The organism is Zobellia russellii, assembly GCF_018728565.1.
In the GTDB taxonomy this organism is placed as follows: domain Bacteria; phylum Bacteroidota; class Bacteroidia; order Flavobacteriales; family Flavobacteriaceae; genus Zobellia; species Zobellia russellii.
The window spans coordinates 117,414-141,279 of record NZ_JACSOI010000009.1; the positions used below are offsets into that span (position 1 = coordinate 117,414).

The following is a 23,866-nucleotide window of genomic DNA, read 5'->3' on the forward strand; positions in this document are numbered from 1 at the left end:
ATGTTCAGCAAAGCGGAATCAAAAAAATTACGGGAAGACTTCTGGATCGCTTTTGGAAAATCGTATCCTAGAAAGTGGATACTGTACAACACCAAAGTGAAAGGTCTGGTCTTTAAATTTCATTTTGACCTTAAAAAGGCGATGGTTTCCATTGATATAGAAACCGATGACCTTGAAAGGCGCATTACCCTTTGGGAGAAATTCCAATCTCTACAGTCTCTTCTACAGTCTGAAGAATACCTTCCGGAAGCGGTCTTTGATGAAGCCTTTTTCCTTTCCAACGGAAAAGAAATTTCAAGAATATATGTGACCCTAGAAAACGTTTCTATCCACAATAAAAATACTTGGCAAGAAACTATGATTTTCCTTAGTCAACAGATGGCCCAAGTAGAACTTTTCTTTGAAGATTTTAGGGAGGTTTTAGAGTAGCATCAAACCAATTTCATCTGATGCCGAATTCCTTTCTCAAGCCCTGTTAACTGCGCCATACCCAAAGCCCTACCAATTAATGAATACCCAGGATAGAAATCGCTCTGTCGTTTTTTATCATCAAGCAAAACATGGCCGTGATCAGGCCGTAAAGGAATGGCTACATCTGTTCTTCCGGACTGTTTTCGTCTTAGCTGTTCTTTTATAAAGGCTTCCATTACATCATCCATTGCCACGGAACCATTAAGGTGTTCGGCCTCATAAAATTCACCCGAAGCACTTAATTGTACATTCCTTAAGTGGATAAAATGAATACGGTCTCCAAAGTCCTCTATAATTTTCAACAAATCATTATGAGGAGAAGCTCCCAATGAACCGGAACAAAAGGTAAAACCGTTATGTTTTGAAGGATAACAATCACGAATAAATGTCAAATCCTCGTAAGTTGAAGTGATTCTTGGAATACCAAAAACAGAGAAAGGAGGGTCATCTGGATGAATGGCCATATGAATACCCAGCTTTTCAGCCTCTGGCAATATGGCTTTAAGAAAATACGCCAAATTTTCTTGAAGTTCCCTCTTTGATATCCGGCTTACCATCGCTAAGTTTTCCTTAAAAACGGACATCTCAATTGACTCCTTACTTCCCGGCATACCGGCAAGAACGGCCTTTTCCAATGTGTTCTTTTCTTGGGCGGACAAACTGCTAAAATAGGCTTCCGCCTTAGTTACCACTCGCTCCTCATATACCTCAGCGGCATTGTCTCTCTTCAATACAAATAGGTCAAAAGCAGCTATGGCGATAGGGTCATAAAGTAAACTGGATGTTCCGTTAGGTAACTGGTAATCTAGATTTGTACGCGTCCAATCTATAAGGGGCATAAAATTATAACAAATTGTATAAATGTTATGCTGGCCAAGATTCTTAAGTGTTTGGATATAATTGTTAATATACATATCCCTTTCAGGAAGTCCGTATTTAATGGCATTATGGATGTTTACGCTCTCTACTACGGACCATTCCATACCATGCTGTTCGATTTGATTCTTCACATTGGCAATGACCTCTACGGGCCACACCTCACCCGTAGGTATGCTGTGGCAAGCCGTAACAATACCTTGAGCCCCTAGCTGTGCAATATCGGCCAAGGTTACTCCAAAATTAGGCCCAAACCAACGGTAGGTCTTCTTTAAATACTCCATATTAGACTCCCGTAAAAGAATTAAAACCACCATCTACATCGTAAACGGTACCGGTTACGAACGAAGATGCTTCGCTTAAGAGGTAATGCACCATTCCATTGAGTTCGGAGGCATCGCCAAAACGGTTCATTGGAGTTTTTGCCAATATTTTTTTGCTGCGATCCGTATAGGAACCATCCTCGTTAATCAAAATTTTTCTGTTCTGATTCCCTATAAAAAATCCCGGAGCTATAGCATTTACGCGAATTTTATCACTGAATTTTGTCGCCAATTCTTCAGCCATCCATTTGGTAAATATATCAATACCCGCTTTGGCCATGGAATAGCCCAACACCCTAGTTATAGACTGTTTTGATGCCATAGATGAAATATTGATTATAGAACCACTGCCCTGCTCAGCCATTAATTGGCTCATTACAATTGTGGGGAGTACACTCCCAAAAAGGTTAAGGTTTACCACTTCTTTGGTATCTTTCAGAGAAATATCAAAAACGGTTTGATCAGGGCGAAGTGTTGCTCCCGGCAGATTACCCCCGGCCAAATTAATCAGACCATCAATTGCACCATGGGATTCCTTAATTTTCTCCCTTAGAGCAATCAATTCCTCTTCTTCCATTACATCTACTACATAAGAAATAGCGCTATTACGGGAAATACGATTTAGTGCATTTCTTTTATTATCCAGTTTATCTGCCGATCTACCCAGAAGTATTACACCAGCACCATTCTTAACCAAGTACTCAGCAATGGAACCTCCTAAAACTCCGGTTCCTCCAGATAAGGCAATGGTTTTGTTCTTTAAATCAAAAAGGTCGTTCATATCTAGTTTTTCTTGGCCATTTCATAGGCTTTGCTAGTCGTGTAGTATTTACTGATCATATTGGGCACTTCCCATTCAGGCAGTTTCCCGGCCTTCAAATACTTTAAATAATTTTCGGTTACCTGACCAAAATGAGCCTCATGTCCAATTTTAAAGGTTTCAGGAATATTAATTTTATAGCTCCCATCTTGCATTTTCTCCATTGTGGTACCTTTAAACTGCTTTGCTATATTATCAGAAATAGCTTTGTTCAACACCTCTTCAAATCCATCTTTTTGATGTGGCTCAATGTACAGGACAGGTTTATACTCCTCTTCTTTTCCTTGTTTGATAACAAGATTACTTTTGGTACCTCGCATGATACTATAATGAGTATCGCCTGTGCCTTCAGGCGCTTCATAATTCCATATTACGGATACCTTGGCGTGCTTGCCATTTATTTTATAGACCATTTCGCCATTACAGAAAACATGTAGCTTATCGTCTTTTATATCCTTTTCCAAATAATCTGGATATCCCTCTAGACGGGTAACCTTCTGAAATTCGTCTGTTGTAAGTACAGTAGGCCAACGTTTGGCCTTTACCATTTCTATATTATTGGTATCTATTACTTGATCGGGAAAAGCCTCCCATTGCACCAAATCTACCAAGTGAGTGGTTACATCTACTATGCCCTCACCTTCTTCGTTTACATCAAAAAACCAGGCCGGACGCACTAACGGTTGACCGGAAACATATTTAAAAAAGTGATGCACACTCTCTTTACTAATTGCAGGTCCATCTGGCGTACCGTTCACTAATTCCCCAAAAACATCGGGCAACGTTGAAAAGGTTTTTTGCATTAAGGTTGTAGACTCAAAACGTTCGGTCATAATATCATAAATCAATACCCCGTTCTTTTTCGCAATATCAAAAGCCAGTTGTAATTTTTTAAACCCCTCCGGATTTATAACCAAAGGCTTGTCTGCATAGACGTTCAATCCAGCCTTTACCGCCTCAAGAACATAATCTATTTTTTTACTGTTCTTACCCGCTACGATCATAACGTTACCGGGTTTATCGGTAATCATTTTTTCCAAATAATCATCGCCTAAATATTTTTCTACCTTCCAAGCCGTAGGGGCCTCTTTCCTAGAATTATACGAGTTTATTTTATTTAAAAAATCCTGTACTTCCGGACCTTTCGGGGCAAAAAGATAAATAGTGGAGTCTACTTGGGGATACATTTTTTTTTGAACCAATGCCGCATGAAAGTGCCCTGGATCCAGCGTCATCATTTTTACTTTATCAGGAGACTCCTCTTTGACCATTTTATCATCTGTTTTTTTCTCACCACAAGCAATGCAGAGCAGCAAAACTAAAAATGTAATCTTATTTTTCATGTATAGGTTGTTAGTCTTTGCCTTTTACCAAATATCGGCAAAAGGTTCTTCTATCTATATAATAAATATTTTGGAAGTTGCTTAAAAAGCCCGCTCACATTGAGCGGGCTTTTCTTAATTTAATACTTTACCGTATCCGTTCCGTAAGGCTTTCTTTGCTCACGGCGTAACATGGCGTTGGCCTCATTATCGTTAATAAACACTTCTTTATCATAGTCCCATTCCAGTTTTCTATCAAACTGCATGGCAATATCACTGATCAAACAAATAGCACAAGCCTTATGCCCTTTTTCAATAGGTGAAATAGGTGCTTTTCTAGTTTTGATACAATCTAACCAGTTCCCATGTTGATCATCAATTTTTTCTAGGTGAATTTCGTTTTCCCCAATAACCGATTCTAAAATTTTAGGGTCCGAAGCATTTAATGCTCTACTACTCTTTTCCTTATCCACAGGGTCCGTGGCCGAAGCTTGATAAGAACCACGGGAAACGAAAATCCATCCGTCCGTACCTTCATAACGAATTCCGTTGGTATACCCTCCACTGGTATATACAGTAATGCCATTGTCATACTCATGCTTCACGAAGAAATCGCCATGAACGTTCCACAATCCGGATTTTGGAAACTCGGCTAGGGCTTCTACAGAAACCGGTCCACTTAACTCTGTATTCATTCCCCATGCCGCTGAATCGTAATGGTGCTGACCCCAACCGGTAATCATTCCCGCTCCATAATTACGAGAACGCAACCAGCCCGGTCTACTATAATCAGCTTGAGGGTGTACGCCTATTTCTGTATATGGAACTTCTGGCGTAGAACCCAACCACATATCAAAATTTAAGTTTGAAGGTACGGGCATTGCTGGAGCCTCAGGACCGGCAGGATCACCGGGCAAACCAATTTTTACCGTATGGATTTTACCAATACGTCCATTTCTCACCAATTCTGCTGCAACCCTAAATTGTGGCATGGCACGTTGCTGTGTTCCAACTTGCAAAATAGCACCCGTTTTCTGAATAACTTCGCGCAATTGCTGACCCTCCCTTACCGTTAAGGAAGTAGGTTTTTGAAGATAGATGTCCTTCCCTGCTAAAGCAGCTTCCATAGCAGGCTGTGAATGCCAATGATCGGGTGTACTAATTACTACGGCATCAATATCCTTGTTCAAAAGCATTTCGCGATAATCTTCGTATACCTTAGTTCGGTCATATTTAGCCTTACCCGTTTTCTTCTGGTAAAACCCGTCTACTAGAAGTTTGGCATCTGCAGCGCGTTTAGAATCAAGATCGCATACGGCCAAATAATTGGCCTGATCAAAACGTATAGTATCGTGAATATCATGACTTCTGGCGATACGACCGCAACCGATTTGACCTATGTTTATTTTATTACTGGGCGCATTTTTACCCAAAACATGGGCCGGTACAATACTTGGAAAACCCACCAAAGCGGCAGTACTTAAAGCAGTTCTGTTTATAAATTTTCTTCTCTCCATGTTGGTAATACGTATTTTATTTATTGATTAATTCTATTTGATTTTCACTTGCGAACGATTGCCAGTACGCTTCTGCTTCCTCAGCATTTAAAGTACCATCAAACACAACCATACGGTAATTTAATTCATAATTTTTGTTCGGTTCTATTTTCCATTCCTCATGACGAATAGGACAAAACTCAAAAAACATATCGCCCCTACCTCCATTGGCATCTATAGGCCATATACGCATAGGCTCCGGATGGTTTCTGTTCTTTGGGTGACTCATGAACAAAATGCCGTTGGTCCCTTTTCCGTCCGACGCTTCCCCTGATACAATACACCATCTGGCGTTTGTACCGTCTGCCGTTAAACGATCATTGCCTTCCGAAGTCAAAACTGAACAATTATCAGCCTTCCAACGTTCGTTAAACCGAAGTCCCAATCCACCACCGTAGCGGTACGCTTCAAACAAAATACCATTTTCCAAAGGCGAACTGAACTCACTTTTATAATCGAACATATAGCGGTCCGGTCTGTTCAAATCCCATAAACGCACCTTAAGATTTTCATTTAGGGCCACTTGGGGCTCCTCTTTGGTCTTCAGGTCTATATGTTCTTGGGCCGCGGTAAACGAAGTAAAAACATTCCCCGACTCCTCTTTTTTAAATTCCTTAAAAAGAACCGTACCCATACCTTCGCCCAAGTTCCAAAAATCTACCCGCTCACCATCTACTTGCGTATGTGTCCATGGTCCCCAAAGACCATAATGATGATAGTGGTCATCTGGTTGAATACGCGTAAGCGTATCTCCTTTTGGAGTAATAATTGGGTGAATATATCCCGATTTTCTAAAAATAGAATCTGCACCTACCGGTGGATACGTCATCTCATACCGATATGAAATAACTGGTTTGTCCTGAAGCCTTAACTGCAAATTCCCGTTTTGTTTTTGATTAGAAACACCCGTGCCGGATTTTGATGCTGACATCCCGTTTTCCAAGCGAAAATTTAAAGTCTCATCTTCACCATTATCTTCGACCGGAACAAACCAGATTCTACTCTCATTTTCGTCTAATTGAAACGGAACCTCAATATCTTCCTTTCCGGTTTCCTGAAAAAGGACCATAGCTTCGTTAAAATCAATTTGATTGGCATCAGCATTTTTTAAATCAAAATGTACAGGTTGGGCCAAAAAAACTCCGTCACCTTTTTTTACCGCAAAGCGGATTGAATTTTTAGTATTACATGACCAAGCGGCCGTAATAAGAATAAATAGAACAATTTTATGCATAAACAGTATTTAGATGACGGAATTTAAACAAAAACAAACTCAACACTAATTATCATTATCTGATTCAGGAATACTAGTCAGAGGAGCAATGTTAAGCTCAGCTCCCGGATATCCTTCATTTTGATTGATTCGCCCTTGGGTATTGGCGTTTATTGCGGACGCTGGTATAGGCCATAAAACATGGTAAGGGCTCATGGTAAAAGACACGCCAAAAATAGTCTTAAGACCTGTAACGTTATAAAAATCCGTAACATCCATAATCCGATCATACCAAAAATTATCTTGGGAAAAATTATCCAAATTATATGATTTTCCATTGTAGGCAGTTCTTCCTGTTTTTGCAAAAATGTATGCAATTCTAGTAAGTTCAGTTTTTCTGCTTTCCTCATAGTACAGCTCTCTCGCACGCTCATCTAGAATCATATCTATATTAACGTCTGTTGCGGTTATAGGGTCAGCTTCTGCTCTTTGTCTCACCGCATTTATATCTGCCGCCGCTAAAGCATTATTATTGTTCCAAAAGTAAGCTTCGGCCCGTAGCAAATAGGTTTCTGCAATACGATAGACATACCAGTCTCCATGCCCGCCCGCTGGTCTTGTAGCGGTTGGATCTGGAACCAAAAATTTATATTGAGGGAATCCGTACCAATTTCTAATAGTATCAGAACAAAGTGGCGTGCCGTCCGGAAGGTAAAGCTCTAGGTTTTTACCATAAAAGGAATTTCCCGCTTCTTTTAAACTTGGCGCGTTATATACCAAATCTTCCATATCGTACCAGTTACCAAGCTTATGTCTTTGATCATCATTAGCATCTTTCCAAATTTCTTTAGTGCTATAATTGGTTCCTCTGTTTCTACCTATCCCTCTGCCTATATCTGTAACCAAATTAATTTCTGCTTCCGGAGAGTCTGACATTCCATTCTGACCATCTGGGGTATTGATAAAACGCCACCATAAAGGCACCGCTTGTCTCTGAATACTAGTACCTCCACCTGTAGCTCCTTGTTCACGAAACTCCAAACGGTCTATTGCCACTAAAATTCCTTCAGTGTTACCTGGTATACTTTTATTTTCAACGCGATGTAAATCCCAAGTTACATCTTTGGTATCATCGTTTGCATTAATACCAAACCTTTCTGTCATTAGAGCATATTGACCGCCATCTATAACTTGAGATGCCGAAGTTATGGCTGCATCAAAATCACCCAGAGCAAGATTTACTTTTGTTAATAGGTGTAAGACGGCTCCTCTTGTAACTTCTCCGCCAGGCGCCACTTCATTGACCATGGTAGCTGCCATATTCAAATCTTCTTGAATTTTTCTTAGAACAACATCTCTTTCAGTTGAAACAAAATCCAATTTTGGACCACTTATTTCTTCCAGTACCAAAGGTATATCACCAAATTGATGCGTTAATCGATAATAACGGTATGCTCTATGAAAAAGGGCTCTACCTAAAATATCCGCTCGCTGTTCGGCACTTTCAAACTCTGCATCATCCAACCTATCAATAACCGTATTTGCAAATTTGATTCCCTCGTAAAAACTCTCCCAATACCAGTTAATTTTATTAGTATTACTACTATTGTTATTGGCGTCTGGTAAAATCTGAGCATTTAAATCTTGAGCAGGGCCAGCCTTATCCGTTGTACCCTCAATAGAAACCTCAGAAAAAATATTCTCTGTAATCATTGGTGCACCATCTCCATAAAATTCACCACGGATTCCGGTAAGCGCTTGTGAAAGAATCGCATTTAATCCTTCGGGTGTATTCAAAGCATTTTCAGGTGTGAAAAATGATTTTGGTTCTTGATCCAAGAAATCCTTGCTACAGGAAATGGGAACAAATAGAGCGACCAGAAAGAATCGTATCAGGTTTTTCAAATAATATGTATTTATATTTTTCATCTTACTGCTGGATTTTTATTGTTATAGACTTAAATCGATACCTACCGTAAAGAATCTTGGTGTTGGTTCTCGACCATTAGCACTGAAGAGACCATTAGAACCTCTTGATGCTCCATTTACGTTTGAACCTTCTGGATCATAAAAATCCCAATCCGGAGCCCAAACAGCCGCATTTCTAATATTTGCATAAATACGTGCACTAGACATTGATAATTTTGACAAAATTGTTTCCGGAAGTCTATAGGCCAGTGTTATATTGCTTAAGCGAACGAATGAACTACTTCTATAAACATTAAAACCCGGACCGTCATTTGAAAACAAACGGGCATAATCATCAAGTGGATTATCCGGTGTCCAATAAGGAGTTTGTGGTGAGTTTACCCTATCAACAAAACCGTTTCTATTTTTTGCCTCATTGAATACTCGTTTTTGACCGAGTCTAGCATACCACTCAAAAGAAAAGTCGAAATTTTTAAGAAAAGAAAAACGGTTGGACATACCCATATTAAACTGAGGTGAACGGTTGCCAACAAAAACCTTGTCATCATCTGTAAAAATGCCATCTCCATTAACATCCCTTAATTTAAAATCACCTGGTTCAAAACCAAGCTCCGCAGCTTGGGCCGCTTCATTGTTTTGCCAAACTCCCAAAACCTCGTAATCCCATATAACATCCGTTGCCTGACCAATAAATCTTTGGGTAGTTAAATCATCAAGTTCATTTCCGTTTTCATCCAAGTCTCCGTACAGGGCGTTGATTTTATTTCTATTCAATGAAAAATTGAAACTCGTATTCCAGCTGAAGTTCTCCCGGTTGTAGTTTTGGGTTGAAACTACAAATTCAAGACCCTTATTCTGAACTTCTCCTAAGTTTGTAAAAACTTCGTTAAAGCCTATTACACTTGGCAATTGCCTACGTACGATTAAGTCCGTAGTAACATTTCGGTAGGCATCAATAGACCCCTCTACAATACCTCCCGCAAAGCTAAAGTCAAGTCCTAAATTGACCGCCTTTGTTCTTTCCCATCTTAAATCAGGATTTGCTATGGTATTGTTATTAAATGTTGGAACTGGAACAACGGTGCCGCCATCTACATTGAGATAATTACCTCCGGACAACTCTGACAACTGCGCATATGCACCCAAGCCTCTTTCATTATTGAACGATCTAAAGCCTCCGGGATTAGGACTAGTGCTAATTCCTCTAGCACTACCAAAACCTCTGTTCCCATTCTCACCATAGGATGCTCTCAGTTTTAGAAAGGTAACAAAATCGGATTTAAAAAAATTCTCTTCAGATACCGTCCAAGCTCCTCCAACAGAAGGAAAATAGGCTCTTTTATTGTTAAGACCAAATGCGGAATACCCATCTCGCCTCATAGTTAAACTCAAATTATACCTAGAATCATAGTTATAATTGAACCTGGTCATAATAGCATCTCCCGTAGTCTCTTCATCATCAGTAAACACCGTTTGATTTGTACCCGCCTGTAAATTACTAAAGCCTAAGGCATCACTAGGCTCAAAGGTATTCGCGTTAGCTATGGTGGTATAGGTTTCAAACTTTTCCGCATAAAATAGGGCCGTTAGACCAAACGTATGCTTATTTATTATTTTGTCCCAGCGTATAATATTATCCAACTGATACTCTTTTTGTTTTCTATTCCACCTCTGTGCGCGTCCTACGACATTATTAGGGTTTAAAGAAGATGCATGAACAAAGTATTCTTCAATATCCAACCTATTCGTAAAGCCAAGTTCATAAGAAAAGCCCAAAGGCAACTGCACCTTAGCATACACCCTTGAATTGAAAGTGTGTTCCAAATCAACTAAATCATCATAAGTTGGTCGTAAAAAGGCCGATGAGGCACCCGCTCCTGGATCATCTTGAGGGCTTATCCTTAAAAGAGTACCTTCATCATTAAATTCCGAACCCCAAGGGGAGGAACTAAAGACCTGGTTTTGATCAGCAGGAATAAACCCTTCATTTCGTTTCGCAAATTGGGTGTTCATTCCCACGGTTAGCCAAGTATTTACTTTGGCATCTAAATTTAAGCGCGATCGCAGTGCTTCAAATTTTTCCCCAACAACAATGCCTTCATTGGATGTCCGGCCAATAGACCAGTAATAATTCAAACCTCCGTTGCGACCGGAAATACTTACATTTTGTTCATTTCTAAAGCCGGTTTGCATTATTTTATCATACCAATCAATACTTTTGCCAGCTAGATAATTCTGCACTTCAACATCTTGAAACCCTATCCTTGTCAACCATGCCGTTGTCGGGTCTCCTTGTGCACCGGTATAAGCCAGCCACTCATCTACTGAGACACCATCGGGAAGGTCATTTGGATTATCAAATATACCTGGGTTTTCAGAGGCTAGCTGACCTCTACTACTTTTAAAAACATCCACACGCCAATTAGCATAACCGTCTGGGCTATAAGGTCTAACCGGGTTCTGTTCACTTGCAAAACCAACACTGGAATTGATTGTAATAACAGGTTTGTCACTAGACCCTTTTTTAGTAGTTACCAAGATGACACCACCAGCTCCACGCGCACCATATACAGCCGCTGAACTAGCATCTTTTAACACATCTAATTTATCAATGTCTGCCGGGTTAATATCTGAAAGGTCACCTGTATAAAGTATACCATCTACAACAATTAATGGGCTAGTACCTGCCGTTAGACTATTATTACCCCTGATTTGAATCTGACTCGTTCCTTTTGGTGATGCAGAAAAACCTATATTAAGTCCCGCTACGTTACCGCGCAAAACATCAGTAACCGAATTTACGGATTGGTTGGATAGTTCAGCTGCATCAACTTGAGCAACTGACCCTGTTAAATCCTTTTTCTTGACCGCTCCATAACCTACAACAATGACTTCATCCAATGAAGAAGCGCTGGGATCAAGCGAAACATTTACCTCAGTATTTCCGGCCACGGGAATTTCTTGAGCCGCATAACCTATATAGCTAATTACGATTACTGAGTTTTGATTGGCAACGGAAATAGAATAGTTTCCATCAAAATCTGTAGACACACCATTAGTTGTTCCCTTCTCTACCACAGTAGCACCGGGAAGTGGAGCGTCATATTCATCTGTCACAGTTCCTGCAACAGTAAATTCATCTTGGGCATAAGCCGAAAACGAAAAAATCCATACGAGCCCCACGAGACATAACGATTGCCTTAAGAGCTTAAAATCACTTAATAATTGTTTCATAAAGAGTGAGTTAAAATTGGGTTTGATTATTTAGGTCTAATTGACAGGAAACAAAACTATAAAAATTTATGAATTGCGCAACCGATTGCGTAAATTAATTACACAAAACTTGATAATTATACAATAATCACATCCAAAAACTCTGAATTTAACTGAAACTAATACGATTAAAAGAATTATTACAGAAATACTCTTGTATATTTCAATTTGTTGCGTAATATTGTTGCAGTAACATTGCACTAACCAAAATGGCAAAAAAGATAACGATATACGACCTGGCCCAAAAGCTGAATATCTCCCCCGCCACTGTAAGTCGCAGCTTGAACGACCATCCGGCCATCAGCCAAAAGACAAAGGACAAAGTCTTGTCCGTTGCCAAGGAAACCGGTTATAGAACCAATAAGTTCGCCGCCAACCTCAGCAAACAAAAATCCAATACCATTGGAGTCATCGTACCCAAGCTCAATTCCATTTTTATGTCTACCGTTTTATCGGGCATAGAGAAAATAGCCAATAATTTCGGCTATAACCTGGTCATTAGCCAGTCGTTGGAATCACAGGAAAAGGAAAAACTCAACGCAAAAACGCTTTTTGATAGCGGTGTCGACGCCCTTTTGGTCTCCTTGGCCTATGAGACGGACGATTACGAACATTTTACCACCTATACCGATAGAAAAATACCGCTTTTGTTTTTCGATAGGGTATGCGACCTTCCCAATTGCCCCACGATTTCAATCGACAACGAAGCCGCTGGATACGACGCCACGCAGCATCTCATAGAAAACGGTTGCCAAAACATCGTACATATAAGTGGTAGCCTTAAGCGCAACGTTTACGCGGGCAGACTGGAAGGATATAAAAAAGCACTGTACAAAAACGGGCTTCCGGTCAGGCCCGAAAACATTATCGAAAGCGACCTCAACATCGGCCAGGTAAAGGAGTTCGTAGCCCGTATAAAAGCTTCGGAACACGGGGTAGACGGTATATTCGTTTCCAACGACACCTTTGCCGTAAACTGCATCAAGGAGCTAATAAAAGAAGGATTCCGTATACCCGAGGACATTAAAGTTATCGGGTTCAACAACGACCCCGTCTCCGAGGTCATATCGCCCAGCCTATCCACAATTGAATACCCCGGTTACAAAATGGGCATTCTTGCCGGACAAAGCATCATCAGCCACTTAAGCGGCTCGATCAATATTCAGTCCGCCGACCAAATCCTCATCAAACATAAATTAATAGCTAGGGAATCTACCCAAATCTAAAGACACGAATTACCCATGAAAAAGAATATTACCGCCTTATTTTTACTTGTTACCGGTTTCATTTTTGCCCAGCAAATAGAAAAATTTAAAATTACCGATGAATGGCTGGCCCAAATAGAACAAATGGCCCCGTCCGAAACCACTGTAAAAGACGTGTCAAAAAAGAAAATACTGGTTTTTTCAAAGGCTACCGGCTTTGACCACTGGACCATTCCGCATAACGCGGAAATGCTTAAGATTTTAGGCACAAAAACCGATGCCTTTGAGGTCCACATCGCTTACGACGTTGAAAGCTTCGACAAAAAGAACCTAAAAAAATATGATGCGGTTGTATTTAATAATTGCAATCCCTCGGGACCGAAGCGAGATTTGTTCTGGGATTTATTACAGCAAAATTCAAATCTTCCCGACCAAGAAATCACCGCCCTATCAAAGCAGTACGAGACCAATTTAATGAACTACGTAGCCAAGGGTGGCGGACTTATGATCCTACATGGCGCCATTACCGTTCAGAACAACTCTAAGGAGTTCAGCCAAATGACAGGCGGCAGCTTTGACTACCATCCGAGACAACAAGAAATGCACGTAAAGGAAGTTGACCCCAAGCATCCACTGGTACAAGCCTTTAAAGGAAATGGATTAACCCATGTGGATGAGCCCTACTTTTTCAACAATGCCTATTTCGACTATAATTTCAGGCCCTTACTTTATATTGAAATCGATAAGCTAGAAGGCATGAAAAAGGAAGTCGACGAAAAGGTAAACTATGTTTCTTGGATCAAAAGACATGGCAAAGGCCGCGTTTTTTATAGTTCCCCATCACATAACGCCCAAAGTCTAGACCACCCCGAGTTACTTCAATTTTTCTTGGATGGCCTACAATATGTTGTTGGCGACTTAAAATGTGACGACTCCCCTATCGGAAAATAAAGGGAATTAAAATCGTTGTTTTAAACTAGGGTTCTTTTGACTTGCACAAGGATACTTTCCGTATTTCCACTACCGTAAACAAGTCAAAAACCGATTCTGGCCGCGCGAAGCATCGCCAGTACAAATAGACAGGGGCAATGCAAAACCACATGGTTTTGCATTGCCCCTGTCACTTTCTTAGGCCGTGGTAGTCCCTAAGCCCAATGATATGGTCTTAAGCCTTTCCAACCACAGAAGAAATCAGGTTAGAATATCCTTCATTACGTGTCCGTGTACATCGGTCAATCGAAATCTTCTACCTTGGTGTTTATACGTAAGTTTTTCGTGGTCATACCCGAGCAAATGCATAAGGGTTGCCTGAAAATCATGTACATGAACCGGATTACTGATAATATTATATCCGAACTCATCGGTTTCCCCGTAACTAAATCCCTTTTTTACACCGGCGCCGGCCATCCAAATGGTAAAACACCTGGGATGATGATCCCTACCATAATTGGTTTTGGTCAATTTTCCTTGGGAATAATTGGTTCTACCGAATTCTCCTCCCCATACGATCAAGGTATCTTCCAACAAACCTCTTTGCTTTAAATCTTGTACCAGTGCCGCTGAAGGCTGATCCGTGTCCTTACATTGTCCCCGAATTTGTTTCGGCAGGTTTCCATGTTGGTCCCACCCACGATGGTACAACTGAATAAAGTTGACATCTTGTTCGACCAAACGTCTTGCCAACAAACAATTAGCGGCATAGGTGCCGGGAATTCGTGAGTCAGGCCCGTACATTTCATAAATATGGTCGGGTTCTTTTGTGACATCCATCACTTCTGGCACCGAAGTTTGCATACGATAGGCCATTTCATACTGTGCAATACGGGTTTGTATTTCAGGATCTTGCTCCTTCTGGTACTGCATTTCCTGAATTTTTTGATAATAATCCAATGAAGACCTGCGCGACATATCGGAAATCCCATCGGGGTTATTCAAAAACAATACGGGGTCTTTTCCCGACCTAAATTGTACCCCTTGATGCAAAGAAGGTAAAAAACCACTTCCCCACAGACGTGAGTTCAAGGGTTGGGGCGCCAGGTTTCCACTGCCATCGGAAAGCAAAACACAAAACTCGGGCAAATTCTTATTAGAACTACCCAAGCCATAGCTCAACCAAGAACCGATACAAGGTCTTCCCGGTTGTTGTGACCCCGTCTGAAAAAAGGTTATGGCCGGGTCGTGATTTATGGCATCGGTGTTCATACTCTTTATAAAACACAGTTCATCAACGATCTTTGCCGTATGGGGCATAAGCTCGCTTACCCAAGCCCTACTTTCCCCATACTGGTCAAACTTGAACTGAGCCCCTGCCAAGGGAAAAGATTGCTGACCTGCCGTCATTCCGGTTATACGCTGACCTTGCCTAATAGAATCGGGAAGTTCCTCACCGTTCATTGTTTCAAGCAAGGGCTTATAATCCCAAAGGTCATGCTGAGAAGGGCCACCACTTTGAAAAAGGTAGATCACCCTTTTTGCCTTTGGGGCGTAATGTCGCATATCGGGCATACCCGGCGGGGGACTCCCCATGCTGCCCACCTGGCCCAAAGCCTTGAGCGGATTGGAAAGGGCCGCCAAGGCCATGCCCCCAATACCGAAACCTGCCTTGGTAAGAAAATGCCTCCTATTGATTTCAAGACCTTGCCTTACTTCCGATTGATTATGGAACTTATTTAAATCCGAAAATTTCATCTGTACCTTGTTTTATCTTTTCATAATCGTTTCATCAAAACTCATGATCGTATTGCACACCACGGTCATGGCCGACACCTCTACCGGAAATTGCCCCATTTTTACCGGGGTATAACCTAAGGCCAATAATTTTTTTGCTTCCTCGGGATTGTTCTCGAAATGCACCTTCTCCTTGGCGTAATGTTCCTCTAAAAGTTGAATCGTATTTTTATCGGGGGTTATGCCCGTTAGCAAACGATAGGCCAGTATTATTTGTTCCCGTATTTCACTTTCATCCCTGACCACCCTTTCAGCAAGTACGCGGGCCGCCTCCACAAATTGAGGGTCGTTGAGCAAGGAGAGCGCCTGTAAGGGAGTGTTGGTCTCTGCCCTTTTCACGATACAGTAATCCCTAGAGGGCGCATCGAAAATCGTCATCGTAGGCGGTGGCGAAGCCCTCCTCCAAAACGTATAAAGCGACCTTCTATACAGCTTATCCCCTTCATCTTCCCGATAAGACCTTAAATAAACCGAGTTTCCTGTAATTTCCTCCCAGAGCCCTTCGGGTTGGTATGGTTTTACACTGGCCCCTCCAATTTCATCAACCAGTAGGCCGCTCGATGCCAAGGCCAAATCTCGTATAAATTCCCCTTGCAACCTGTTGCTCGGACCACGGGCCAACATTTCATTGTCCGGATCATCTTTTCTTTCATCAACGGGAACTCTAGACGACTGTTGATAGGTAGCCGACATTACAATGGTTTTCATCATTTTTTTGACATCCCACCCAGAATCGATAAAAGATTTGGCCAAATAATCCAATAATTCAGGATGATGCGGCAAGGCACCTTGATTACCGAAATCTTCCACCGTTTTTACGATACCTTGACCGAACAATAGTTGCCAATAACGGTTTACGGTCACCCTTGCCGTCAAGGGATTCCTTTCATCGACCAACCAATTGGCCAACCCCAAACGATCGGGTTGAAATTCTTCAGTAAAGGGAAAAATATCCTCAGGTGTTCCGGCGGAAACTTCCTCCAGAGGAATATCATAAGCCCCCCTATCAAGAATATAAGTAGGCCTAGGCTCTTTAAGGTCTCCCATTATCATAACCGTAGGAACGGTATCCAATATGGTATTTTTCTCTTCCCGAAGCGATTTAATCTTGTTGCTTATCGCTTTTTGCTCACTACTCTCCGTAAGCAAATAGTGCTCTTTTAACGCCTCTTTCGAGAAGTTGTCCGGAGCCACTTTAGCTTCCTCGAACAAAGCAAAGGCTTCAACCTCGCTTAACTCCCTATTGTAAATTTTCAGATCATCCATTAGACCAAAACCGTCTACTTCGACCTGATAATCGATTTTCCCACCAAGGGTTATCCTTCCATTACCCCGGGAGATGGCTTTAGTGAGTTCATCTAAAAGCACTTGCTTTTTCGACTTTTTACCATCGCTATAAATTTGAATACCACTGGCACTTCCCGACCCGTCATAAACAAAGGTCAAATGCACCCATTCATCTTTAGCGAGCGGCTTCTCCGTACGCACCGAAATCATGTTGGCCGGCAAACTATTGATAAGCCGTATGGTAGGATAGCCGTTTAAGACCGTCATCTCATACCCCTTATAATTGTCATTTTTACCCCCAACATGCATCAATAAGGGCATGTACTCGTTCTCGTGATGCGAATTGACCCAGAAACTAAAAGAAAAAGGATCCGACACATCAAAATCCAACTTCGTATCATTGATTCGAAGAACGTCATACCCCGTAAACTTAAACCCTTGCCCCTTCTTACCTTTGACCGGTTCAAATTCACCTCCTACGTCATAGGTTTTTTGAGCCCTACTAGCATCATAGACCTTTTTTGAATTGCTGTTTTCGAATGAAATATCGACTAGCAAACCGTCATTTAAATCCAATTTAGGGTGGCTATATTTATCAACATCCAGCGATGTTTTTAAAGGCGATAGTTTTTTCTGCAAACTATCGACCTGAAAATCGATATAGGCTATAACGTCATCGACCTCTTTGGTAGTCAGCAATAGCTGTGGCCCCGAATTACCATCATTAGGGGTCATTCCCCTTTCATTGACGCTGTTGAAAAAACTAAAAAATTGAAAATATTCCTTTTGGGAAATTTGGTCATATTTATGGTCATGGCATTTCGCGCACTGCATCGTCAAGCCCAAAAAGGCCGTTGATACGGTTTCCGCACGGTCGGCCGCATATTCGACCAAAAATTCCTCCAACACAATACCTCCTTCGGCATTTAGTTTCTGATTTCTCAAAAAGGCCGTTGCCAGCTTTTGTTCACGTGTGGCATTCGGAAATTTATCGCCGGCCACTTGCCATGTAATGAAATCATTGTACGGCATATTACTATTGAATGCATCGATAACCCAATCACGCCACGGCCACATGGTCCTAACCCCGTCGGTGGAGTAGCCATGGGAATCGGCATAGCGTGCGATATCGAGCCATTCTACCGCCATTCGCTCCCCATAATGCGAAGATGACAACAGGCGATCGACCACCTTTTCATAGGCCTTGTCACTGTCGTCGGCCATAAAATCGTCGATTTCATCTATGGTAGGAGGAAGTCCTGTTAAATCAAGGGAAAGCCTTCTTAGCAATAATTCCTTATCCGCTTTAACATTGGGCTTCAACCCATTGTTTTCCAGTTTTTTCAGAACAAAATTATCTATAGGGTTCTGCAACCAATCCTCATTCTTCACCTTGGGCACCGAAGTCTTTTTCAGGCTTGCATAAGACCAGTGCGGTTTGTACTCCGCCCCTTGGTCGATCCATTTTGCAATCATGGCGATTTCAAATTCGGTCATCGACAGATTGAACTTCGGTGGGGGCATCTGTAATTCGGGGTCATCCGAAACCATTCTTTGATAGGCCCCACTTTTTCCAATACTTCCGGGAACAAAGGCATGCCCTCCCGATTGGAGCGTCTTTTTCAATGCCCCTTCGGGAATATCCAATCTCAAACCTGCCTTAACCCCATTTTTATCGGGCCCATGACAAGTAAAACATCGATCGGAAAGTATAGGTTTTATATGGTAATTAAAATCAACTTTTTCAGGAAGGACATCGGCATATTTTTCATAACCCTTATCGGAACATGCCGATGCCAATAAAATTAGAAAAGCAACAAACAAAACCGCCTTTGTACGCTCAAAGCATCTATTTAATGAAATCAACTTATTATCATTCAATGGCATAGTTCTCTTCTTTAGTCTAATATACAATCTAATTAACGTATCCTGGGTTCTGCTCGAGTTCCCCTAAGGTATTTAGTTCTATTTCGGCAAATGGGATAGGGAACAGGTTATTAAAAGGCTCGATAGTAAGTCCCGCAAAAGGATTGCCGAGAACCGTCCTATCGTAAAGTAAGTTTAACCTACTCAAGGTCATTCTTCTGTTTTCCTCATAATTCAATTCCCTCATACGCTCATCAAGGATATAATCAATATCTACTTCACTGGCCTCCACAGGCTCTGCCCCTGCCCTATTTCGCAGCATATTGATATCATCCGCAGCCTTGGAAAAATTGCCTTGGGCCAAATATGCCTCTGCCCGAAGCAAATAGGTCTCTGCCAATCGAATCTGATACCAATCCGTAAACGTTTGTCCAGCGGAATTGGCTACTTGACCCGTTGCAGGGTCTGCCAAGATCTCAACGGGATGATCATTGGGCGTAGAAATTTTAGTTACGTTCGGATAATAATCACGTAAGGTATCTTGAGCCGATAGGTTATCAAACCATGATTGAGGAAAATCACTTATTTTTTGACCGAAGTACGCCGATCCAGGATTATCAACGGTCCAGTCTCTTTGAATACTTCTATTCTCATTTCTCAGATCCGTATCGAATGTCGATGTAGCACTATCCCATCCCCAGATGGTATGGGTAAAGTAAGGCGTAGGACGTATAAAGCCCACGGGTCTCCCGATATTTTTCGAGGTAGGCCCCAAGAATACTTTTTCCCCGTCAGGGTCGTTCAAAAACCAATACAAACTACCGTACCAACGCTCATATCTAAACGCATTCTCAGAATTGCTTCCACTTAAGGAAATCTGTGTATTACCAGGGATATTAAACTCTTCCTGCAAGACCAGAATACCTTCGGTATTACCTGAGCTTCTGTTTTGATTAAAACGTTGGAACAAGTCCCAATAAGGATCCCCTTCATCGGAAGCCCTATTCCCAAAACGCGCTGTCATAAGACTGATGTTCGGGTCGTTGATCACTTTAGAAGCCGTAGCCACCGCCCCTTCCAAATCGTCCTTTGCCAGATACAGTTCTACCAGATAGTGATTGGCCGCAGCATTGTTCAACCTTCCATCGGCCTTGACCTCATTTACGCTAGGTAAATTGGCAGCCGCGAAACCAAGGTCCGAAATCGCTTGATCTATAGTTTCCTCAACGGTACTTCTAACGAAATCCCTTCGAGGCGAGCCTATTTCTTCCAGAACAATGGGCACCCCACCATACAGAAAACCCAAGGACCTGTACGCATAGCCCCTAAACCATCGGGCCTCGGCAATATGCAAATTCTTTTCAGCCGCATCATCATACTCGATGTTCTCGATTCTCGCAAGAATGGCATTGGAATTAAAGATAATTTTATAGTAGCGGTTCCAAAAATTCAAGGCCACGCCGGAGGAAGGCAACAACTGGGTTCTGTAATCTCCCAAACGCTGGGTTTCCGGACTCCTTGCCGACATACACAAATCAGTTCCCGAATGCATCAATTCCGTAATCTCTCCATTGTGCAAGGCCCGCATCCGGCCGTAATTAGAAACCAATGCCGCCTCGATATCGGCAGGGGCGACATAAGAAATCTCAGGACTTAAAAAATCCAATGGTTTTTCTATCAATTGATCTTCATCACAAGCTACCGCAAGTATAAGGAAGCAAGCTATAATTGTATACTTATATAGTTTCATAGTACTAATTTTAAAAAGTTAAGTTAAGACCAATTGAATAGCTCGTCATGACGGGCGCTTGGTTCAAATCAAAGGCATTGCCGCTTATTTCCGGATCGGTACCTATCCAGTCCGTCCAGGTATAAAGGTTTTTGCCCGCTATAAACAACCTAAATTTCTCCACCCCTAGCTTCTCGCTAATTTGGTCAGGAAAATTATAGGCCAACCTAACATCTTGCAAGCGAACGAAACTTCGGTCTTCATAACGCTGGGCATTAATAGGGTCATCATACAAAACCCCTGAGTGCGCCGCATTGGAATTAGCAGGAGACCAAGCATCAAATTCTCTTACGATATTATAAGTACTAGCATTATCATGCTGCCATTCCCCTACTGAGGAGGTTGGATTAACACGACCCAAATACCCATCTTTACCTCCTTGAACAGAATTTATAAATGCGCTGAACGTAAAATCCTTATAATTAAACTCGTTGTAAATACTAAATCGATACGCTTCTTCCGCACGCCCTAAGACCTTACGATCCTTATCGGCCGAAATTAAACCGTCACCGTCAAGATCCTCAAGAATTCTGTTACCGGGATTATACCCATCGGGTATATCATCGTTAAGTTGATAGATGTTTCCGGTATCGGAATAATCATATATGGTTTGAATCGACTCGCCCGGTATAAGCCTACCCCGGGTGGTAATCAAATCATCTTCAACACCGTCATTATCGTCATCCCTACCTAAAATGGTGACAATTTCATTACTGTTGATAGAGAAGTTCAAAGTACTTTGCCAAGTGAAATTTTCCGATTGTACGTTAACCGAATTAATCGATACTTCAAGACCTTTATTGGCCACTTCCCCAAGATTGGTAGGTATGGTCGAAAATCCAGTAATACGAGGAAGGTTGATATCAAATAAAATATCTTCGGTGGTGGTATCGTAATAGTTGATACTACCATTTATTTTTCCGCTTAACATCCCAAAATCGAGACCGAGGTTTAAGCCGGTAGTGGTTTCCCAACTGAGGCTATTATTGGCCAATGAGTTAATATTTTGGCCATAGGCTGGGCCCGAACCATCTCCGAATACATATTGAAAACCGGCGTCTACCTGGGCAAGGGTTCGGTACCTTCCGACAGTACGGTTACCCGTTTGTCCGTAAGTCGCCCGAAACTTCAGGTTTGTCAAACCTGGCAAAGCCTTGTTTACGAATTTTTCATTACTCAAAGTCCAAGCCAGTCCCAAGGAAGGAAAAATGCCAAATTTCTTATCCGATCCAAATCCTGAGAAACCATCACGCCTGGTTGTAAAGGTCAAAAGGTATTTGTCGTTGTAACGATAATTTAATCGTGCCATCTGATAAATACTGCTTTCGTCAAACGCCCCCGATTCAGCGAGCTGAAGATCCACATCACCCGATTCTAAACTGTTATACCCTAAAGATTGGTTTAGAAAATTTCCGGAACGCGCTATGGTATTTTCCCCGTCCCTTTCCTCAAAACCGTACAAGAGCGTAACATCTAAAGCATGTTTTTCATTGAAAGTCCTTTTATACGTCAATAAGTTATCGGTAGTTCTATCTTCCCGAAAAATGTTTTCCTTAGAAGAGCCACCGGTAAAATTATTGCCAATGGGATCAAACCTATAATCACGTGTAGTTCTATAATTAATCGCATGGTTGATTCGATACGACAAGCCTTCAATGGGTAGTTGTATTTGGGCATAGAAATTACCGAACATGTTCATCCTTTTGTCCAACTGGTCGACTTCCGGTCGCAATAAGGGACTCCGAAAGATTCCTATGGGATCCGTAGCTATGCTTCCGTCTTCCTTATATGGATGTATTAGGGGCGAGTATAAATAACCGCCGCGCAAGTTGGCCTCAAGACCCGAATAGTCACCAAACGAGGCAAAAGTCTGCATCCCAACGGTAAGCCAATCCCTCACTTTAGTATCAAAATTCGCCCTTAAGCTCAAGCGATCATACTGGTCGTTCAATTTCCACCCCTTCTGGTCGATATAGCCTGCGGAAAGAAAATAAGAGGTCTTACCTGAATTTCCTGCCATGCTAATGTTCGTGTTTTGGGTCGAAGCCGCTTGAGTAACCGAATCCAACCAATTCGTATCCGTTCCATTTTTATATCCATCTTGAATAGATTGATATGGGAATCGCGTCGAAGGATCAAAGGAAGAATCCAACTGGGTATAGTCGGGAGCCAAGTAAGCCTCTTCATAAAATATCTTATCGTAGTGTTCAAGCCATTGACTCCTTCCAAGCGGGGTCAAGGTATTTGATGGCGTCTCCATAGAATAAAAGGTAGAGAAGTTGATAATCGGCTTGCGATCCTTCTTACCGTTTTTAGAGGTAATCAAAATAACACCGTTTGCCGCTTGAGAACCATAAATGGCTTGTGAACTGGCATCTTTTAAAACGTCTATGGTTCCAATGTCACCAGGGTTGATATCGGCTAAGCTTCCCCTATAAATCACACCATCAAGAACGATCAAGGGATCGCTCCCCGTCAAATTTCCATCATCATCAACAGCAAAAGTGTTTCTCCCCCGCACCTGAATGTTTGGGTTTGCACCGGCCGAACTCACCGCTCCAATGTTAAGACCGGCAACCGAGCCCTGTAAGGACTGAAGTATATTCACATTGGGCTGATCTTCAAAGGCCTGAAGGTCTGCGCTGGCGACCGACCCCGTCAAATCGGATTTCTTTTGGGTACCATAGCCAACAACGACTACCTCTTCAAGACTGGCGGCACTAGCTTCCATAACCACATCAATCTGGTTATTGCCCGCTATCTAAATTTCCTGTTCGGCAAACCCGATATAACTAGCCACTAGAACAGCGTCCCGATCGGAGACCACTATAGAATACTCCCCGTCAAAATCTGCCGAGACGCCATTGGTCGTTCCTTTCTCAAGTATAGATGTCCCTGGCAAAGGGATACCGGCATCATCGACAACTTTGCCTTGTACGACAAAACCGTCTTGCGCCTGGGCCGTAAACGAAAAAGCACTGACCAGGAACAGCAGCGACAACGCACTTCTAATAAATTTAAAACTTTGTAATTGATGTTTCATACATAAGGTGTTTGGATTGATAAGTTTGATTGGTATTGATTACGAAAAAGCAAAACTATAAATTTCTTTCAATTACGCAACCGATTGCGCAAATATATTCCAAATATTTTGATGATTTGTTAATTATTTCCCGCAATAAGTAAGTAAAAACTACATTTATTGATTT

15 protein-coding genes are annotated in these 23,866 nt (G+C 41.8%); 3 read left to right on the forward strand and 12 right to left on the reverse strand.

Annotation, left to right across the window (positions count from 1 at the left end):
- The gene (locus H9565_RS17805; protein WP_215441720.1) at window positions 1-429 is read left to right on the forward strand and encodes a DUF4268 domain-containing protein; all 429 of its coding nucleotides are present in this window, start codon (window positions 1-3) and stop codon (window positions 427-429) included.
- A 2-nt stretch (window positions 430-431) separates the two neighbouring features.
- Here H9565_RS17805 and uxuA read toward each other — a convergent pair whose 3' ends face one another.
- The 7 genes from uxuA to H9565_RS17840 form a co-directional block, all read right to left on the reverse strand.
- Window positions 432-1,631, reverse strand: a complete 1,200-nt coding sequence (uxuA, locus tag H9565_RS17810) for a mannonate dehydratase (protein WP_215441721.1) — start codon at window positions 1,629-1,631, stop codon at window positions 432-434.
- 1 nt (window position 1,632) lies between these two features.
- On the reverse strand, window positions 1,633-2,451 hold the full coding sequence (locus H9565_RS17815; protein ID WP_215441723.1) for an SDR family oxidoreductase: 819 nt from the start codon (window positions 2,449-2,451) through the stop codon (window positions 1,633-1,635).
- A 2-nt stretch (window positions 2,452-2,453) separates the two neighbouring features.
- Window positions 2,454-3,833 carry a putative oxidoreductase C-terminal domain-containing protein gene (locus H9565_RS17820; protein WP_215441725.1) on the reverse strand — a complete coding sequence of 460 codons (1,380 nt, stop codon included), beginning with the start codon at window positions 3,831-3,833 and terminating at the stop codon, window positions 2,454-2,456.
- Between the two features lie 119 nt (window positions 3,834-3,952).
- Entirely contained in the window at window positions 3,953-5,329 is a 1,377-nt protein-coding gene (locus H9565_RS17825) for a Gfo/Idh/MocA family protein (protein ID WP_215441726.1), read from the reverse strand.
- A 16-nt stretch (window positions 5,330-5,345) separates the two neighbouring features.
- Window positions 5,346-6,602: a DUF6807 domain-containing protein gene (locus H9565_RS17830; protein ID WP_215441728.1), complete on the reverse strand. Its 1,257-nt coding sequence runs from the start codon at window positions 6,600-6,602 to the stop codon at window positions 5,346-5,348.
- Between the two features lie 45 nt (window positions 6,603-6,647).
- The gene (locus H9565_RS17835; RefSeq protein WP_215441730.1) at window positions 6,648-8,510 is read right to left on the reverse strand and encodes a RagB/SusD family nutrient uptake outer membrane protein; all 1,863 of its coding nucleotides are present in this window, start codon (window positions 8,508-8,510) and stop codon (window positions 6,648-6,650) included.
- Between the two features lie 21 nt (window positions 8,511-8,531).
- Complete coding sequence (locus H9565_RS17840; RefSeq protein WP_215441732.1) at window positions 8,532-11,744, reverse strand: SusC/RagA family TonB-linked outer membrane protein; 3,213 nt, start codon at window positions 11,742-11,744, stop codon at window positions 8,532-8,534.
- A 248-nt stretch (window positions 11,745-11,992) separates the two neighbouring features.
- On the opposite strand from H9565_RS17840, the gene H9565_RS17845 reads away from it, so the two are divergent.
- Window positions 11,993-13,009 (forward strand): LacI family DNA-binding transcriptional regulator, encoded by a 1,017-nt coding sequence (locus H9565_RS17845; RefSeq protein ID WP_215441734.1) that lies wholly within the window; start codon window positions 11,993-11,995, stop codon window positions 13,007-13,009.
- Window positions 13,010-13,024: 15 nt separating this feature from the next.
- A complete protein-coding gene (locus H9565_RS17850) occupies window positions 13,025-13,939 on the forward strand; it encodes a ThuA domain-containing protein (RefSeq protein ID WP_215441735.1) in 915 nt (304 codons plus the stop codon).
- Between the two features lie 240 nt (window positions 13,940-14,179).
- Here H9565_RS17850 and H9565_RS17855 read toward each other — a convergent pair whose 3' ends face one another.
- The 5 genes from H9565_RS17855 to H9565_RS17875 are packed head-to-tail and all read right to left on the reverse strand — an operon-like array spanning window position 14,180 to window position 23,700.
- Complete coding sequence (locus H9565_RS17855; protein WP_215441736.1) at window positions 14,180-15,676, reverse strand: DUF1501 domain-containing protein; 1,497 nt, start codon at window positions 15,674-15,676, stop codon at window positions 14,180-14,182.
- A 12-nt stretch (window positions 15,677-15,688) separates the two neighbouring features.
- On the reverse strand, window positions 15,689-18,889 hold the full coding sequence (locus H9565_RS17860) for a DUF1553 domain-containing protein (protein WP_215441737.1): 3,201 nt from the start codon (window positions 18,887-18,889) through the stop codon (window positions 15,689-15,691).
- A 28-nt stretch (window positions 18,890-18,917) separates the two neighbouring features.
- Window positions 18,918-20,618, reverse strand: coding sequence for a RagB/SusD family nutrient uptake outer membrane protein (locus tag H9565_RS17865; protein WP_215441738.1), 1,701 nt, complete (start codon window positions 20,616-20,618; stop codon window positions 18,918-18,920).
- A gap of 10 nt (window positions 20,619-20,628) precedes the next feature.
- Entirely contained in the window at window positions 20,629-23,418 is a 2,790-nt protein-coding gene (locus tag H9565_RS17870) for a SusC/RagA family TonB-linked outer membrane protein (protein ID WP_317195447.1), read from the reverse strand.
- Entirely contained in the window at window positions 23,419-23,700 is a 282-nt protein-coding gene (locus H9565_RS17875) for a carboxypeptidase-like regulatory domain-containing protein (protein WP_215441740.1), read from the reverse strand.
- Window positions 23,701-23,866 lie beyond the last annotated feature (166 nt).